This is a genomic window from Pseudomonas sp. GW821-FHT09C10 (assembly GCF_059418085.1).
This window is the reverse complement of sequence record NZ_JBWKPE010000012.1, coordinates 195,011-210,364: the sequence shown is the minus strand read 5'-3', so window position 1 is coordinate 210,364 and position 15,354 is coordinate 195,011. Positions and strand designations below refer to the sequence as shown.

15 protein-coding genes and 1 other RNA gene are annotated in these 15,354 nt (G+C 58.1%); 9 read left to right on the top strand and 7 right to left on the bottom strand.

Annotation, left to right across the window (positions count from 1 at the left end; genetic code table 11):
• Positions 1 to 270: 270 nt before the first annotated feature.
• Positions 271 to 540: a hypothetical protein gene (locus AC07OT_RS22535; protein ID WP_281113920.1), complete on the bottom strand. Its 270-nt coding sequence runs from the start codon at positions 538 to 540 to the stop codon at positions 271 to 273.
• A 382-nt stretch (positions 541 to 922) separates the two neighbouring features.
• Positions 923 to 1,501: a recombinase family protein gene (locus tag AC07OT_RS22530; protein WP_495109066.1), complete on the bottom strand. Its 579-nt coding sequence runs from the start codon at positions 1,499 to 1,501 to the stop codon at positions 923 to 925.
• Between the two features lie 734 nt (positions 1,502 to 2,235).
• Between AC07OT_RS22530 and AC07OT_RS22525 the strand changes: the two genes are divergently transcribed.
• From AC07OT_RS22525 to AC07OT_RS22510, 4 genes are all read left to right on the top strand, one after another.
• Complete coding sequence (locus AC07OT_RS22525) at positions 2,236 to 4,134, top strand: DUF262 domain-containing protein (RefSeq protein ID WP_495109065.1); 1,899 nt, start codon at positions 2,236 to 2,238, stop codon at positions 4,132 to 4,134.
• 290 nt (positions 4,135 to 4,424) lie between these two features.
• Positions 4,425 to 4,521, top strand: an RNA gene (ffs, locus tag AC07OT_RS22520) — signal recognition particle sRNA small type.
• Positions 4,522 to 4,764: 243 nt separating this feature from the next.
• Entirely contained in the window at positions 4,765 to 5,811 is a 1,047-nt protein-coding gene (locus AC07OT_RS22515) for an N-acetylmuramidase family protein (RefSeq protein WP_495109064.1), read from the top strand.
• A 1-nt stretch (position 5,812) separates the two neighbouring features.
• The gene (locus tag AC07OT_RS22510; protein ID WP_253491713.1) at positions 5,813 to 6,403 is read left to right on the top strand and encodes a hypothetical protein; all 591 of its coding nucleotides are present in this window, start codon (positions 5,813 to 5,815) and stop codon (positions 6,401 to 6,403) included.
• A 62-nt stretch (positions 6,404 to 6,465) separates the two neighbouring features.
• Here AC07OT_RS22510 and AC07OT_RS22505 read toward each other — a convergent pair whose 3' ends face one another.
• Positions 6,466 to 7,329, bottom strand: a complete 864-nt coding sequence (locus tag AC07OT_RS22505; protein WP_495109063.1) for a LysR family transcriptional regulator — start codon at positions 7,327 to 7,329, stop codon at positions 6,466 to 6,468.
• A gap of 102 nt (positions 7,330 to 7,431) precedes the next feature.
• Between AC07OT_RS22505 and AC07OT_RS22500 the strand changes: the two genes are divergently transcribed.
• Positions 7,432 to 8,391, top strand: coding sequence for a DMT family transporter (locus tag AC07OT_RS22500; protein WP_495109062.1), 960 nt, complete (start codon positions 7,432 to 7,434; stop codon positions 8,389 to 8,391).
• Here AC07OT_RS22500 and AC07OT_RS22495 read toward each other — a convergent pair.
• Positions 8,305 to 8,676, bottom strand: coding sequence for a VOC family protein (locus AC07OT_RS22495; RefSeq protein ID WP_495109061.1), 372 nt, complete (start codon positions 8,674 to 8,676; stop codon positions 8,305 to 8,307). The two genes, AC07OT_RS22500 and AC07OT_RS22495, sit on opposite strands and share 87 nt — an antisense overlap.
• 54 nt (positions 8,677 to 8,730) lie before the next feature.
• Positions 8,731 to 9,492, bottom strand: coding sequence for a substrate-binding periplasmic protein (locus tag AC07OT_RS22490; protein WP_495109060.1), 762 nt, complete (start codon positions 9,490 to 9,492; stop codon positions 8,731 to 8,733).
• Positions 9,493 to 9,625: 133 nt separating this feature from the next.
• Between AC07OT_RS22490 and dnaX the strand changes: the two genes are divergently transcribed.
• The 4 genes from dnaX (at position 9,626) to recR (ending at position 13,892) form a co-directional block, all read left to right on the top strand.
• Positions 9,626 to 11,674 carry a DNA polymerase III subunit gamma/tau gene (gene dnaX, locus AC07OT_RS22485; protein WP_495109059.1) on the top strand — a complete coding sequence of 683 codons (2,049 nt, stop codon included), beginning with the start codon at positions 9,626 to 9,628 and terminating at the stop codon, positions 11,672 to 11,674.
• A gap of 43 nt (positions 11,675 to 11,717) precedes the next feature.
• Entirely contained in the window at positions 11,718 to 12,056 is a 339-nt protein-coding gene (locus tag AC07OT_RS22480; RefSeq protein ID WP_003193199.1) for a YbaB/EbfC family nucleoid-associated protein, read from the top strand.
• A 132-nt stretch (positions 12,057 to 12,188) separates the two neighbouring features.
• The gene (gene curA / locus AC07OT_RS22475) at positions 12,189 to 13,223 is read left to right on the top strand and encodes an NADPH-dependent curcumin/dihydrocurcumin reductase (protein WP_065924748.1); all 1,035 of its coding nucleotides are present in this window, start codon (positions 12,189 to 12,191) and stop codon (positions 13,221 to 13,223) included.
• Between the two features lie 66 nt (positions 13,224 to 13,289).
• On the top strand, positions 13,290 to 13,892 hold the full coding sequence (recR, locus tag AC07OT_RS22470; RefSeq protein WP_027603720.1) for a recombination mediator RecR: 603 nt from the start codon (positions 13,290 to 13,292) through the stop codon (positions 13,890 to 13,892).
• Between the two features lie 78 nt (positions 13,893 to 13,970).
• Here the strand turns inward: recR and AC07OT_RS22465 are convergent, their stop codons facing one another.
• On the bottom strand, positions 13,971 to 14,519 hold the full coding sequence (locus tag AC07OT_RS22465) for an adenine phosphoribosyltransferase (RefSeq protein WP_027603721.1): 549 nt from the start codon (positions 14,517 to 14,519) through the stop codon (positions 13,971 to 13,973).
• 79 nt (positions 14,520 to 14,598) lie between these two features.
• The gene (fnr, locus tag AC07OT_RS22460) at positions 14,599 to 15,333 is read right to left on the bottom strand and encodes a fumarate/nitrate reduction transcriptional regulator Fnr (protein ID WP_027603722.1); all 735 of its coding nucleotides are present in this window, start codon (positions 15,331 to 15,333) and stop codon (positions 14,599 to 14,601) included.
• Positions 15,334 to 15,354 lie beyond the last annotated feature (21 nt).

Here is a 15,354-nt window from a genome sequence, read left to right as displayed (position 1 = left end):
CCTTTCTTACTGACTGGCACTAATTAATGTTTTTAGTCCTCAAGCCCAGCAGGGCCAAGGGTTACAGGCACATTACAGATGCTGGAGAAATGGTTGTTCAGCGGGATTGCTCGGAAAGAGGCGATGGTTCGCCCTGATGTGAACCATGAGGCGGTACGTCTACCTGATGGCTCAACACGGGCTATGGGGCCGGAGTTAGTGATAAGCCCCCCTCCGGACTGTATAGGGGGCAGCAGTGCGCCAGGTTGTCCTCCCCAGGGCTTCGTTTGCCTACATGAAGTGGATCATGGCCTGGGTGATAGTGATGCGGTGTTCCTTTGCGTAAGCCTCGATCTTGGCCATTTTTTTCCCTTTCTCCATGGCAATCCGAGACGCCTTAGTTTCAATGGCGTTCAGCCGCTCTGCCTCTTCGGCTTCTTTCTTCTGTGACTTGGGTTCCTCTACAGCGTAGATACCCGTCTTCACCAGCGCCTTATCGGGTCTGAACCTAGCCTGAGCCTTGATTGTGCGCTTGCTTCTCGACTTCTTTTTCTTCGTCATTTCGTAGGTGACTCCAGGTAATTGGAGCCCACTTTTTAGCAGCGCTGACAGGTTCAAAACAGTCTGGTTGGGAAGTGTGATAACGTTGACTCTATGCCCTGTAGCCCAGTAGCTGCGGGCCTTAGCTACCATCTTTGAGACCCGGAACCGGACCTGTTTGTGGCTATTTGCCACAAAGTTCTTAGGCCATGGCTTATTGCATGGACAAAGTCTGCAATAGTCATTCGACCTACAACGGCGTAGATACCCAGCAATACAAAACGTTTAGACCGCCTCAATGCTTCGCTGTATGAAGGCGCCAGAATTGCTGGCGTGATAGTTGAAGCATCCCCCCTCCCACTGAACACACGCCATGTCGCCCGCAGAGGTCGCCGGATGCGATTCAATCGGAAGACAAGCTAGCCTTGCAGGCCCGCTTCACGGTGGCCGTCGACACTCCCCAGTGGTCAGCAGTGGCTTTGATGCTGGAGCTGGTCTCCTTCCTCCACGCGGCAATAGCGGCATCGTCGTGCTGCTTGGGAGGGCCCAGCTTGCGACCGTCGGCCTTGGCCTTGTTGATTCCCGCCATCTGCCGCGCCTTAATGTTCTCCCGCTCCAGCTCCGCGACACCGGCCAATAGTGTCAGCATGAGTTTCCCCGTGGGGGTGGACAGGTCGAAGCCCTCGCGCATCGACACGACAGTGACTCCCTTTGCTTTCAGTGATTCAACACTCTCTAGGACGTCGATGGTATTACGGCCCAGTCGGTCGATGGCGGCGACGACAACGGTGTCCCCTTTCCTGGCATAGCTGAAGAGGGCTGCGAACCCCTTCCGCTGCATCGCCTTGGTCGTTCCGCTGGTGGCTTCGTCTGTGAACCAGCCATCTTCCGATACGTTGAAACGGTGGCCGATGGCGTGGCGCTGCGACTCGATGGACTGGCCGTCGGTGCTGACGCGGGTGTAGGCGATGATGGCGGTCACGGTCGAAGCTCCTGGTTCACAATGTAGGATCATAAAGCTACAGGCTAGCTCATATCAAGTCAACACTTGTGATCCATCCTGCAGGCCGCATTCCTCCACCCACGGACATGGCCGGCGAGGCTGGCTCATAAGGTGTACTTACTGAGCTATGCATTGACTAGAAAACGGGGGGGGGGGGGCGGACACGAGCATTGATTCATGGCAAGCGGCACGACGACTTACTAGCAGCCCAGATTTTGATGGCGTCTATCTTGGATGTATCTCTGTTACCAAAGCGACTGATCTAGTCACAGGCTATGACGTTCGCGTTGCGCCGTATCCGCCCCCTAGTTCGAAGATGTGAGGAAAGGGGGGGGGGAGGGGGGAAAACTCCGGTGCCTATATTGCTAAAAGGGGGACAGATTTTTCGGTAGAAAATACTCTACATCATGCAGTGAGTAAGGCTGAGTTAACCTAAGTCGCGCGCATGTCTTCTACCTAATCGGTGTGTTTCATATACTTTATCGGAATAAAGCAGTAAGCAGCTCACGATTCTCGGCCATGCTCTTTTTGTCTAGTGATAAGCCCTACAGCAATGGTCAGCTGGTCGCATCTTCAAAGGATGGATGGCATTTTGCCTCTAACGTTGGTAGCGTAATGGGCATGAGCTTAGGCGTTTCGGTCTGCGGGTTTCACGGGGGCGTAAGGCTGGGTTTTCATTTCTTCGCATGCTTTCACAAGGACTTGAATTTTATATGCAAATAACGTTTGATAGAAAAACTGTAAATACATGCTTGCAGCAAAAGTTTGTGCTGCCGACGTATCAGCGCGATTATAAGTGGGAGTCAAAGCATCTTCATGAATTGCTATCCGACATTCAAGAAGCATTTTTGGCTTGTTGGAAGCCAGCGCATGGCAGGAAAGATGTTTTAGGCTACGACTCCTATTTTCTGGGTACGATAATAACGACGCAGGTAGGTCAGGGCGGAAAGGCTATTGTAGACGGCCAGCAACGGGTGACGACTCTGACATTGCTCTTTGCTTACATTCATAGACTAAGGAAAAAGCATCCTGCGCTCAATATATCTCCCGTGGAGCAAGCCATAAGGCGTCAAGTGGCTGGGCAAAGTGAATATAATCTTGATATGGATCCTTCTCGGCACGCATTGTTTGATGCGCTAATTGATGGCCCCGACGACGAGGCTGATCTAATTTCAGTTGTTGAAAGTATTCCTAATAAAGATTCGGGGACAATCAGGATTTGGGAGCTTTATCAGCAAATCGAAGGTGCGTTGGCCGCTGATGTTACGTCTGAAAATCTAGTGCCGCACCTTTTTGACTTCATCACTGAGTGTGTGTGCATGTTCGAGATTGGCGTGCCTCGTGAGCAGGATGGTCACAAGGTTTTTGTTACGATGAACGATAGGGGGTTGAAGCTAGGACCCATAGATTTGTTGAAAGGGTTTTTGCTTTCCAGTATCTCGACCGATAGCGAGAATAAAACTGCGCATGCGTCCTGGAATGAATGTATAAATAAGTTAAAGTCTTTGGGGAGTGACGAGGACTCTAATTTTTTCAAGACTTGGATAAGGTCAAAATATGCTAATACAAGTCGAGGAAAGAAGCGGGGTGATGCGCCTGGAGACTTCGAGGTGGTTGGCGACAGTTACCACCGCTGGGTTATGGACAACAAAGATTCAGTAGGGTTGAAGACAAGTGACGACTTCTCTAACCTGTTGACAGGCGCGTTGCCTTACTATGTTGATTTGTATTGCAAAATCAAAAAAAGCGAGCAGAGCTTTCAAGCTAATTTTCCTCATGCTTTTTTTAATGGTGCTCGAGACCTTACGTTGCAGTCGATGGTTATTCTTAGTGCGGTTAAGGCTACAGATACAACATCAGAAGCCACAAAAAAGATTAAGTCGATTTCTTATTATTTAGATCATTTGGCGACGGCTCGCGCGATAAATGGTAAGGAAAATACTTATGATAACATTAGAGATATTATCTTTGAGCTCACGAAGGAGTTGAGGGATTTAGATCTTGCCAGTCTAAAGACTAAGTTGTTAGGTCGGATTGATGCGGATCGAGACAAGATTGAGAATATCAAGAATTGCTCTTATACGAATATGAAGCGTCAAGATTTGCTGCATATTTTAGGGAGGATGTCAGATCACCTTGAGGTCTCTCTCGATATGACGAACCGAGTAGGCTTTGCAGACTATGCAAGCCGGACTAGAGATTCTAGAACGTTTGATATTGAACACTTGATTTCTCATGATTTCGCAGCAACCAATACTGATGTTCTTAATTCGGGTGGCGTTGCATATTCTAATAACAATGATTTTGTAGCGAGTAGAAATAACATTGCTGGGTTGATTTTACTTCCTAGAAGTAGGAACCGCTCTATGAGGGATATGGCTTACAGCGCTAAACTTCAACGGTATGCAGGGGAGAACGTATTGGCGCAGACCTTAACTGAAAGCTTCTTTCTAAATCAGCCTAACTGGACTAAGTTTTCTGCTGAGTCAGGTATAATTTACAATGCGATGATGCATGCTGATGCAGCCTCATTGGCCGCACGAAACGAGTTTTATGAGGCCTTGGCGAAAAGAATTTGGTCGAGAGAAAATCTGGAAGTTATTTTTTCATAAGGGGTGGAGGGATATTCCTTCGAGTGTTTGAGCTCCATGTGTTGACTGCTCAGAGAAAATCTCGACTAAGGCTGATGCCTCCCGTGCATTCTTAATCTGTACTGCACGGGTGGTACAAAAGGGGGGCAAGCTGGTGGTACAAATACCTTGCCAGACCTGCCCGTCTTCGCCGTACAATGCCGCCAAATTCACATCCGCCAGCGTGACGTGAAGAACCGAATTTGAGAGAGCTTTCGTCTTTGATTTGAATGGCCCCGCTTGCCGAGAGGCCAGCGTCGTTATGGTGACCCCATCGGTCCCCCCGCAACGATTACCCGTGAACCTGGTCAGAGCCGGAAGGCAGCAGCCACAGCGGGAACATTGTGTGCCGGGGTGTGGCTGGTGGGGTTGCCTCCATAACGCTCTTCCTTGCAGTCCCCCTTCGATTCAAATTCAAATGACCTGTTTTCAGTCAACTGCCGATGTTTTATTGCGCGGTCGATGATGGTTGTTTCACAACTTTCCAACACCCCTCTGGACAACCCCAAACTGCCTTGTTAGTTTCCGCCGGCCACTTGTTACAGAGTATGACGAGGGCGCCGAATTGATATTGAAGTGCCATCACTTCTTTAACTAACAAGGATGTCTGTGATGAAAAGCCTGCAAGGGTTACCCCGTCTTATCAGTGCTTCGGTAGGTGCGCCGGGTAAAGCCCGCAACTTGCCCGCCGATGTGCAGTGCATCCAGTATTTATTCAATCTGATCATTCCCAAGATGGGTTTCCCGCTGGCCGAAAACGGCAAGTGCGATGGCCAGTTGGTGCAGTGCATCAGCCAATACCAGTTTCGCCACCTCAAGTATGCCCATCCCGATGGCGTGGTCGATCCCACCGGTCGTACGTTCAACAGCCTGATCGAAGAAGCGGTGAAGGTGCCGGTGAAGGCCTTCCCGACGATGCGCATCCCGAGTTTTCTCAATGCATTCGGCAACAACCAGGGCGATGCGGTGCAGGCCACGGTCAATGTGTACCTGGACCGCATGCGCGCGATGATCGAGGCCGAGCGGCGTAACCGGCAATTGATGCTCCAGGCCACGTGCGACGGGGGCATGACCCTCAGCGAAACGGACTTCCAGAACGCCGCCACGCAATTGGGCAGCGGTATTTCGGTGAATATCATCAAGGCCTTCGCCACCGTGGAATCAGGTGGGCGTTCCGGGTTCGGGCCGGCCAAGTTGCCGGTGATCGCGTTTGAAGGGCACTTGTTTCGCAAGTACACCAAGCACATCTACGACCAGGCTCACCCGCTGCTGTCCTACCCCTACAAGAAAAAGGCCGGGCCGCAGTGGCAGGCCAATAACAAGGACCAGGCCAAGGCTTGGGAAACCATGGCCACCGCATTTGGCCTGGACCAGGAAGCGGCCCTCATGTCGGCGTCGTGGGGCATGTTCCAGATCATGGGCTTCAACTACGCGTCGTGCGGTTACAAGACGGTGTTTGAGTTCGCTGCAGCATTAAAGGTAAATGCCGGCAACCAACTAAAAGCCTTCCTCGGTTTTTGCAGCAAGAGCCCGGCATTGATGAAGGCCATGAAAGCCAAGGATTTTACCGGCATGGCACGTAACTATAACGGCGAGGACTACGGCAACTACGACGTCCTTATGCAAAAAGCCTACGAAAAACTTGAAGGGAAAAAATAGGATGATCCGTTTTCTAGCGATAGGTGTGTTGTCGTTGTGCGCCGTGGGCCCTGCCTTGGCCGGTTCGGCCGCGTTGCATTCGGGCAAGTACGAAGGGCTGATGCTGGCGGTGACGCCGGAGCATCAGGTCGAAGGGTTCTATTCGGAAGCCATGGGCGAGGGCGTCACCCGCCGTTGCGCGTTTTACCTGCAAGGCAAGCCTGAGGCGCTCACCACGTGGCTTGACGAGGCTCATCCCGGCAGCCTGGCGCCTTCGTCCGATGGCGTGACCCTGACGGTGGAAGAGGGCCGCCAGCACCCCGGCTGCCTGAATGTGCTGATGCCGGAGATTGCCACCGGCCTGGACCTGACCCAGACCGCCAGCAAACAATGGATCGGCCTGGTGACGGTGTCTGCCGACAAGGCTTACCTGCTCAAGGCCCCAGGCGCCAAGGCCGCCAAGCGTCCGTATATCGTCAAACGCGATGTGGTCGGTGTGCTGGCCTTCAAGGACGGTTGGGCCCAGGTCGAGTTCATCAATGCCGACGACCGCTCGTTCAGTGGCTGGATCAGCCAGGATCAATACACACGGTTGACCGCTCCGGAAAGCTGATTGCGCAGATGTTTGAAATCGAAAGGTGGGAGGGCGCAAGTCCGTTCCACCTTTTTTATGTGTCAGCCAAAAGTTTCGCGCAACAGCTCGGCAAACGCATCCCGGGCCAGATGCCGCTGGGTGTCCTTGTGCCAGAACAGCAGGTTATCCACGGCCGCCAGCTCTTCAAATCGATAGGACGCCAGCTGATTGGCCTGCTCATAGCGGGCCAGGATCCCCTCCGGCGCCAACGCCACGCCAATCCCCGCGCTGACGCAGCCGATGATCGTGCCCCAGCTGGCATAACTGGCGATAGTCGGCTTGAAGTCATGGGGCTTGACCCAGTTTTCCAGGGCTGCGCGATAGGGGCAGCCGGGTGGCCATACCAGCAGGGTGCGGCCGGCGAGGTCCTCGGCGCCACTGATGGGGTCGCTGGACACGCTGGCGATCAGCACCAGGCGCTCGCTGTAGACCACGCTGTGTTCGAGCTTGGTGCGTGTGTTGCCGGCGGCCACCAGCGCCACATCCAGGCGGTGGTGTTGCAGGTCGTCGAGCAACGGGCCCCAGGCGCCGGTCACCAGTTCCAGGCTGACATCGGGGTAGCGCCGGTGATACTCCGCCAGCAGGGGCGGCAAACGCCCGCTGGCGCTGGACTCCACCGCGCCGATACGCAAGGTGCCACGGGGAATCGCATTGGCGTCCACGGCGCGTTTGGACTCATCCACCAGCGCCAGGATGCGCTCGCAGTAATCCAGGAAAATCTCACCGGCGGCACTGATGGCCAGTCCACGCCCGGCGCGGATGAATAGCGGTGTGCCCAGCTCGCCTTCCAGCTGCTTGATGCGCGTGGTGATGTTGGACGGCACGCAATGCAGCAGCACGGCCGCCTGGGCCACGCTGCCGGTTTGTGCCACGGCTCGCACCATTTTCAGTTGGGCCAGTTCCATTGCTCAGTTCCAGTGATTGCAGAAGTCAGAAACGGTTAATTGTCCTGCGCCTTGCCCGGGCCAAGACTGACGGCACTCCTTCCCGGTTTCTGGACGCCGTCGATGAATACCCCTTCACCCGTAAAGCTTACGCTAGTCATCGCCAGCGTCATCCTGTGTTGGGCCTATTCGCCGATTGGCGTGCACATGGGGCTGCACAGCTACAGTCCGGGCCAATTGGCGTTATTAAGGTTTTTGATTGCCTCGCTGTTCATGGGCGGTGTGGCACTGGTGATGGGCATCGGCCGGCCGCGCCTGCGGGATGTTCCGTGGTTGCTGGTGCTGGGGTTCTTCGGCGTGTTCCTGCATCACACCAGTCTCAACTATGGGCAGCAATGGGTGACGGCGGCGGCGTCCAGCGTCCTGGCGCAGTCGGCGCCGTTGTTCAGTGTGCTGATCGCGTTTTTCTGCCTGAACGAGCGGGTCAGTGCCTGGCGCTGGGGCTGCGTCTTGCTGGGGCTGCTCGGCGTGCTGGTGGTGATCTGGGGGGATCAGGGGCTGGGTGAGATCGACCCGCGTGGTTTGTTGATCCTGCTGGCGGCGGTGTCGTGGAGCGTGTACTTCGCCCTGCAGAAACACTATGCCCACCGCTACAGTCCGCTGACCATGGCGTGCTACATGGTGTGGGCGGGCACCCTGATGCTGTGTGTGAACCTGCCGGGCCTGCCGGCTGCAGTGGTGCAGGCGCCGTTGGCGGAGAACGTGGCTGTGCTGGTGCTCGGGATTTTCCCCAGCGCCTTGGCGTATCTGGCCTGGGGGTATGTGTTGAAGCATGTGGAGGTCAGTCGCGCGTCGGTGGCGATGTACCTGATCCCGCCGGTGGCAATGGTGATGGCCGCGACGTTGCTGGGCGAACACATTGCCGTGCAGGTGATGCTGGGCGCTGTGATCGTGCTGACCAGCGTGGCGGCCATCAGCCTGGAAGGGCGCTGGCGGTCAGTCGTTCAGGCAAAACGCGCGCAAGCGGTGGCCATCGAGGTCCTGGGCGACAAAGGTGTAGCCGAAATCCAGGGCCGTCGGTGACTGGACAATGATGGCACCCCGTTCTGCCCATTGGTCGTGCAACGCGTCCACGGCGGTCGTGTCGGGCAGCGAGAAGCCCACTTCACCGCCACCGCCTGTGAACCGGGCTGCCGGCTCGACGGTATGACGCGACCACAGCCCGAGTTTTACCCCGTTGTCCAGAATGAACAGGGCAAAGGTCGGGTTCAATTCGACCGGCGGCTTGCCCAGCAGGCGGCTATAGAAATTGGCACTGGTGGCTGGGCTGTCGACGTACAGCAGGAAGTAATGGGCGAGGGTGTTCATGTGGGTTCCTTGAGAACGGGCGTGGTGTGGAGCCGAGTCTATAAGGAGTGCCTGTCAGTTTTTGTCAGGAGCGTGCAGGGGCACCGGGTCTTCGCCAGTGTATAGCTTGATGATGTCGTCGATTTCGCCGGACATTTTCATCCGCAGCAAAGTGCGCAGGATCTTTTGGGCCGGCACGTCGGGATCGTTGCGCACGATGCAACCGAGGTTTTGCTCCTCAATTACCGCAACTTTGTGCAAGCGCTGGCTGATTGGCATTTTCTGGTTGAAACGGTCGACGATCCATTCGTTACTCACCGCGTAGTTGAATCGCCCCGCCACCAGCTTGTGCAGCACCTGTTCTTCGCTGCGTGCATCGTCGCGGGTGAGTTGGCCGTTGGCAAACAGTGGATCGAGGGCGCCATAGCGATAGTTGAGCACCGTGCCGATCGGCTGGGGTGTCAGCTTGAGCACCTGCACCGGCTGGTTGCGCACACTGACCAGCACATTGCGCTGCACCATTAAAGGCAAGCTCCAGATGTAGTCGCCGGACAGGTTGTCGACCCACGCCTGGGTGACATAACAGCGCACATCAATATCCCCGTGGCCCATGGCTGTGGCGATACGGGCGCGGGCCAGCACGTGGAATTCCGCCGGCTGGCCAACCTGGGTGGCCAGGCTCAACATCAAATCATACAAAATACCCTGTGTAGGCCGGCCGTTCTCCACCTGCACCATAGGCATCGCCCAACTGTCGGAAACCGAGAAACGCAGCGGTGCAGGCGCCGCCAGGCAAGCCGTGGTCATCATCCATAAAGCGCCCAGGACTACGCGCATACACTCTCCGGGTTCAGGCCTTTTCGGGGCCAGTCAGCAGAGCTTAGTCAGATTAGGCGAGCGTGCCGGATGCAATTTCCCCCTTGCTCCGCTAGCATTACCCGCTTCCGCTTCCCAGTTGCGACGGTTTTCGATGAGTTATCAGGTTCTTGCACGTAAATGGCGTCCGCGCTCGTTCCGCGAAATGGTCGGCCAGACCCATGTGCTCAAGGCTCTGATCAATGCCTTGGACAGCCAGCGGCTGCACCACGCCTACCTGTTCACCGGTACCCGGGGAGTGGGCAAGACCACCATTGCGCGCATCATCGCCAAATGCCTGAACTGTGAAACCGGTATCACCTCGACGCCCTGCGGCACCTGCTCGGTATGCCGTGAGATCGACGAAGGGCGTTTCGTCGACCTGATCGAGATCGACGCCGCGAGCCGCACCAAGGTCGAAGACACCCGGGAACTGCTCGATAACGTGCAATACGCGCCCAGCCGTGGCCGCTTCAAGGTCTACCTGATCGACGAAGTGCACATGCTTTCCAGCCATTCCTTCAACGCCTTGTTGAAAACCCTGGAAGAGCCGCCGCCCTACGTCAAATTCATCCTGGCCACCACCGACCCGCAGAAACTGCCTGCAACGATCCTGTCGCGGTGCCTGCAGTTCTCCCTGAAGAACATGACCCCCGAGCGCGTGGTGGAGCATTTGACCCACGTGCTGGGCGTCGAGAACGTACCGTTCGAAGACGACGCACTGTGGCTGCTTGGCCGCGCCGCCGATGGCTCGATGCGCGATGCCATGAGCCTCACCGACCAGGCCATTGCCTTTGGTGAAGGCAAGGTCATGGCCGCCGATGTGCGCGCCATGCTCGGCACCCTGGACCACGGCCAGGTGTTCGACGTGCTGCACGCGCTGATCGAGGGCGATGCCAAAGCGTTGCTCGAAGCCGTGCGCCACCTCTCGGAGCAAGGCCCGGACTGGAACGGCGTGCTCTCGGAAATCCTCAATGTGCTGCACCGCGTCGCCATCGCCCAGGCGTTGCCGGAAGGTGTCGACAACGGCCATGGCGACCGCGACCGCGTGTTGGCACTGGCCCAGGCGTTGCCGGCCGAAGACGTGCAGTTCTACTACCAGATGGGCCTGATCGGTCGTCGCGACTTGCCTTTGGCACCCGACCCGCGCGGAGGCTTCGAGATGGTCCTGCTGCGGATGCTGGCCTTCCGGCCTGCCGATTCGGCGGACGCACCGAGACAGCCGCTAAAGCCAGTGGGGATCAGCCAGGCCACAGTTGATTCCGCCAAACCAGTGGCTGGCGCGGCGGTGGTCGCGCCAGTGGTTGCTGCCCCCGTCGCACCGGTGCCTGAGCCGGCAGCGGTGGTGGCGGCAGCGGTGGTTGAGCCGGAACCGGTTGTCGAGCCCGAGCCTGTGGTCGACCTGCCCTGGAATGAGCCGGTAGACGCTGAGGTCGAGGTCGAACAGCAGCCCTATGTCGAGCCCGTCCTGGAAACCGTCGGTGAGCAGCCTGAGCTGACGCCGATGCCTGCGCCGACGCCGGACAGCGTGGTACCGGCCGCCCCCGAGTGGGTGTCGGCCCCGGTTCCCGAGCCGACTGTGGCCCAGGTCGAAGCCGCAACCCCGGGCATCGACCTCGACGACGAACCGCCGCTGGACGAAGACTACATCGAGCCGGACATGGATTCGGCCTACAGCTACCTGGACGATCTGGCCAGCGAGCACACCGCCGGGCCGGCCCCGGAACCCGAGGCGGAGCCTGCTGCGGCACCGGCCACCGGCCTGGCCCTGCAATGGCTGGAGCTGTTCCCGAAACTGCCGATTTCCGGCATGACCGGCAGCATCGCCGCCAACTGCACCCTGATCGCCATCGACGGCGACCACTGGCTGTTGCACCTGGACCCGGCCCACAGTGCGCTGTTCAACGCGACCCAGCAGCGGCGCCTCAATGACGCCCTGAACCAGTACCATGGGCGCACGCTGACCATCGCCATCGAGTTGATCAAGCCCGAGCAGGAAACCCCTGCCCAGGCCGCGACCCGCCGGCGTATCAACCGCCAGCGGGAGGCTGAGGACTCGATCCACGGCGATCCGCTCATCCAGCAAATGATGCAGCAGTTCGGTGCGGTCGTTCGCCAAGATACAATTGAACCTGTCGAAGCCCCGGTGCCCCAGGCGTCCTGACACCGGGCTATTCATTGATCCACGTACTTTTGAGGTGATTCCCATGATGAAAGGTGGCATGGCCGGCCTGATGAAGCAGGCGCAGCAGATGCAGGAAAAGATGGCCAAGATGCAGGAAGAGCTGGCCAACGCCGAAGTCACCGGTAAAGCCGGTGGCGATATGGTCAGTGTGGTGATGACCGGTCGTCACGACATCAAGCGCGTGAGCATCGACCCAAGCGTATTGCCAGGCGTGGGCGAAGATGACCTGGAAATGCTCGAGGCGCTGTTCGCCGCGGCCGTCAACGACGCCGTGCGCAAGATCGAAGCCAACAGCCAGGACAAAATGTCCGGCGTGACCGCCGGCATGCAACTGCCACCGGGCATGAAGCTGCCGTTCTGATCGCCAGGCTTTAGCTAGACTCCAATGCCAGGCCTCGTGCCTGGCATTTTTGTTTGTGCCAATCCAATCGAACCCTGGCGCGGCACCCATGGTCTGCACCCTATACCGATAGATTCGATCAAGGAGCCCTTCATGCCTCACGAACCGACTTTGAACCAGCGCATTGTCCTGGTCTCACGCCCTCAAGGCGCACCCACGCCGGAAAACTTCCGCCTGGAACGGGTGACCTTGCCGGAGTTGGCAGACGGCCAGGTCCTGCTGAAAACGCTCTACCTTTCCCTCGACCCTTATATGCGCGGGCGCATGAGCGACGCACCGTCCTACGCCGCACCGGTGGAAATCGACGAGGTGATGACCGGCGGGGCTGTCAGCCGTGTCGAGCAATCGCGTAATCCGAAATTCGAGGTGGGTGATCTGGTCGTCGGCGCCACCGGTTGGCAGAGCCACAGCATTTCCGACGGCCGCAACCTGATCCCGGTGCCCAATGGCCTGGCCAGCCCGTCCATGGCCCTGGGGGTGCTGGGCATGCCGGGCATGACCGCCTACATGGGCCTGATGGACATCGGCCAGCCGAAAGCCGGAGAAACCCTGGTGGTGGCGGCTGCCTCCGGCGCGGTGGGTTCGGTGGTCGGCCAGGTGGCCAAGCTCAAGGGCCTGCGTGTGGTCGGTATTGCAGGCGGTGCCGAGAAGTGCCGCTACGTGGTGGACGAATTGGGTTTTGATGCCTGCATCGACCACAAGAGCGCAACGTTTGCCGACGACTTGGCCCAGGCCTGCTTCAAGGGCGTGGACATTTATTTCGAAAACGTCGGTGGCAAGGTGTTCGACGCCGTGCTGCCGTTGCTCAACCCTAAGGCGCGCATCCCCCTGTGCGGGTTGATCGCCGGCTATAACGCCCATGAAGCGCCCAGCGGGCCTGACCGTTTGCCGGCGCTGCAACGCACGTTGTTGACCAAGCGTGTACGGATCCAGGGCTTTATCGTGTTTGACGACTATGGTGATCGCCAGCCGGAGTTCCTCAGCGCCATGGCACCGTGGGTACGCGACGGCAAGATCAAGTTCCGCGAAGACGTGGTCGAGGGCCTGGAGCAGGCGCCCGAAGCCTTTATCGGTTTGCTGGAAGGGCGCAACTTCGGCAAGTTGGTGGTACGGGTCGCGCAGGATTGAGCATTTGACGCTAATCCGAGGCGCGGGTATAAACCGCGTCTCGTTGTTTTGTCGGACCACTCGCCCATGAGCTTCAGCCCCCTGATTCGCCAACTGATCGACGCCCTGCGCACGTTGCCGGGTGTCGGCCAGAAAACCGCCCAACGCATGGCGCTGCAACTGCTGGAGCGGGATCGCAGCGGCGGTACCCGGTTGGCCCAGGCCCTGAGCCAGGCCATGACCGGGGTGGGCCACTGCCGCCAGTGCCGTACCCTTACCGAAGAAGAACTCTGCCCGCAATGCGCCGACCCGCGCCGCGACGACACGCTGCTGTGCGTGGTGGAAGGGCCGATGGATGTTTACGCGGTGGAGCAGACCGGTTATCGCGGACGCTACTTCGTGCTCAAGGGCCATCTCTCGCCGCTCGATGGCCTGGGGCCGGAGGCCATCGGCATTCCGCAGCTGGTGGCGCGTATCGAGGAGCAGGGCACCTTTACCGAGGTGATCCTGGCCACCAACCCGACCGTGGAAGGTGAAGCCACCGCGCATTACATCGCCCAACTGCTGAGCAACAAAGGCCTGGTCACTTCGCGCATCGCCCATGGCGTGCCGCTGGGTGGCGAATTGGAGTTGGTGGACGGCGGCACGTTGGCGCATTCGTTCGCCGGTCGTAAACCGATCGCACTCTGACGATCAGCGCAGGATCAAATGTGGGAGGGGCAGTGCGGCGAATCCACTTGCCCCTGATAGCGTCAGTCCGCGCAGCCGTTACCGCTCGGTGAGGGCAAAGCGGGTCAGGCAAAACGTCGGGATGCCCATGTCTTCCAGGCGTTGCGAGCCGCCCAGTTCCGGCAGGTCAATGATCGCCGCCGCTTCAAAGATCTTCGCCCCCATGCGTCGCACCAGGTTGGCCGCCGCGATCAGGGTACCGCCCGTGGCGATCAGGTCATCGAACATCAGCACCGAATCACCTTCGCACAGGCTGTCGGCATGCACTTCGAGGAAGGCCTCGCCGTATTCGGTCTGGTAACCCTCGGACAGCACATCAGCCGGCAGCTTGCCCTGCTTGCGGAACAGGATCAGCGGCTTGTTCAGTTGGTAGGCGATGATCGAACCGATCAGGAAGCCGCGCGCATCCATCGCGCCGATATGGCTGAAATCGGCCTCGACATAGCGATGGGCAAAGGTGTCAGCCACCAGGCGCAGGGCCTTGGGCGATTGGAACAGCGGTGTGATGTCACGAAAGATCACCCCAGGCTTGGGGAAGTCGATGACGGGGCGGATCAGGGATTTGATGTCGAACGAATCGAAAGTCATCGTCGAAGAGTCCTGGGCGGAAAACGGACTCGAAGTATACCTGCGGCCTCACCGATTGGCGCGGCCGCAAGCGTCTGCATCAGCCTTCCAAGGAACCACCGGCGAGTGCGCACAGCTGGATCGGGTCGAGGATGTGCACTTCCTTGCCTTCGGCGGCCAGCAGTTCGCTCTGCTGGAAGCGGGTAAACACACGGGATACGGTTTCCACTGCCAGGCCCAGGTAATTGCCGATTTCGTTGCGCGACATGCTCAGGCGGAACTGGTTGGCCGAGAAACCACGGGCACGGAACCGCGCCGACAGGTTGACCAGGAAGGTGGCAATGCGCTCGTCGGCGGTTTTCTTCGACAGCAGCAGCATCATCTGCTGGTCGTCACGAATCTCGCGGCTCATCACGCGCATCAACTGACGGCGCAGTTGTGGCAGTTGCAGAGCCAGTTCGTCCAGGCGCTCGAAGGGGATTTCGCACACCGACGTGGTTTCCAGGGCCTGGGCCGACACCGGGTGAATCTCGGTGTCCATGCCCGACAACCCGACCAGCTCGCTGGGCAGGTGGAAACCGGTGATCTGCTCTTCGCCGCTGTCGCTCAGGCTGAAGGTCTTCAGCGCACCCGAACGTACTGCATAGACGGAATCGAACTTGTCCCCCTGGCGAAACAGAAACTCGCCTTTCTTGAGCGGGCGACCGCGTTTAACGATTTCGTCCAGCGCATCCATGTCTTCCAGATTCAACGAAAGTGGCAAGCAGAGGGGAGCCAGGCTGCAATCCTTGCAGTGAGCCTGGCTGTGAGCGCGCAGTTTGACTGGCTCGGACATTTCTTAAATCCTTGTGGGAAA

Bases quoted from the DNA above. Each gene is read 5' to 3' on its own strand.
- AC07OT_RS22535 (WP_281113920.1), bottom strand. From the start codon at position 540: ATGACGAAGAAAAAGAAGTCGAGAAGCAAGCGCACAATCAAGGCTCAG.
- AC07OT_RS22525 (WP_495109065.1), top strand. From the start codon at position 2,236: ATGCAAATAACGTTTGATAGAAAAACTGTAAATACATGCTTGCAGCAA.
- AC07OT_RS22515 (WP_495109064.1), top strand. From the start codon at position 4,765: ATGAAAAGCCTGCAAGGGTTACCCCGTCTTATCAGTGCTTCGGTAGGT.
- AC07OT_RS22510 (WP_253491713.1), top strand. From the start codon at position 5,813: ATGATCCGTTTTCTAGCGATAGGTGTGTTGTCGTTGTGCGCCGTGGGC.
- AC07OT_RS22505 (WP_495109063.1), bottom strand. From the start codon at position 7,329: ATGGAACTGGCCCAACTGAAAATGGTGCGAGCCGTGGCACAAACCGGC.
- AC07OT_RS22500 (WP_495109062.1), top strand. From the start codon at position 7,432: ATGAATACCCCTTCACCCGTAAAGCTTACGCTAGTCATCGCCAGCGTC.
- AC07OT_RS22495 (WP_495109061.1), bottom strand. From the start codon at position 8,676: ATGAACACCCTCGCCCATTACTTCCTGCTGTACGTCGACAGCCCAGCC.
- AC07OT_RS22490 (WP_495109060.1), bottom strand. From the start codon at position 9,492: ATGCGCGTAGTCCTGGGCGCTTTATGGATGATGACCACGGCTTGCCTG.
- dnaX (WP_495109059.1), top strand. From the start codon at position 9,626: ATGAGTTATCAGGTTCTTGCACGTAAATGGCGTCCGCGCTCGTTCCGC.
- AC07OT_RS22480 (WP_003193199.1), top strand. From the start codon at position 11,718: ATGATGAAAGGTGGCATGGCCGGCCTGATGAAGCAGGCGCAGCAGATG.
- curA (WP_065924748.1), top strand. From the start codon at position 12,189: ATGCCTCACGAACCGACTTTGAACCAGCGCATTGTCCTGGTCTCACGC.
- recR (WP_027603720.1), top strand. From the start codon at position 13,290: ATGAGCTTCAGCCCCCTGATTCGCCAACTGATCGACGCCCTGCGCACG.
- AC07OT_RS22465 (WP_027603721.1), bottom strand. From the start codon at position 14,519: ATGACTTTCGATTCGTTCGACATCAAATCCCTGATCCGCCCCGTCATC.
- fnr (WP_027603722.1), bottom strand. From the start codon at position 15,333: ATGTCCGAGCCAGTCAAACTGCGCGCTCACAGCCAGGCTCACTGCAAG.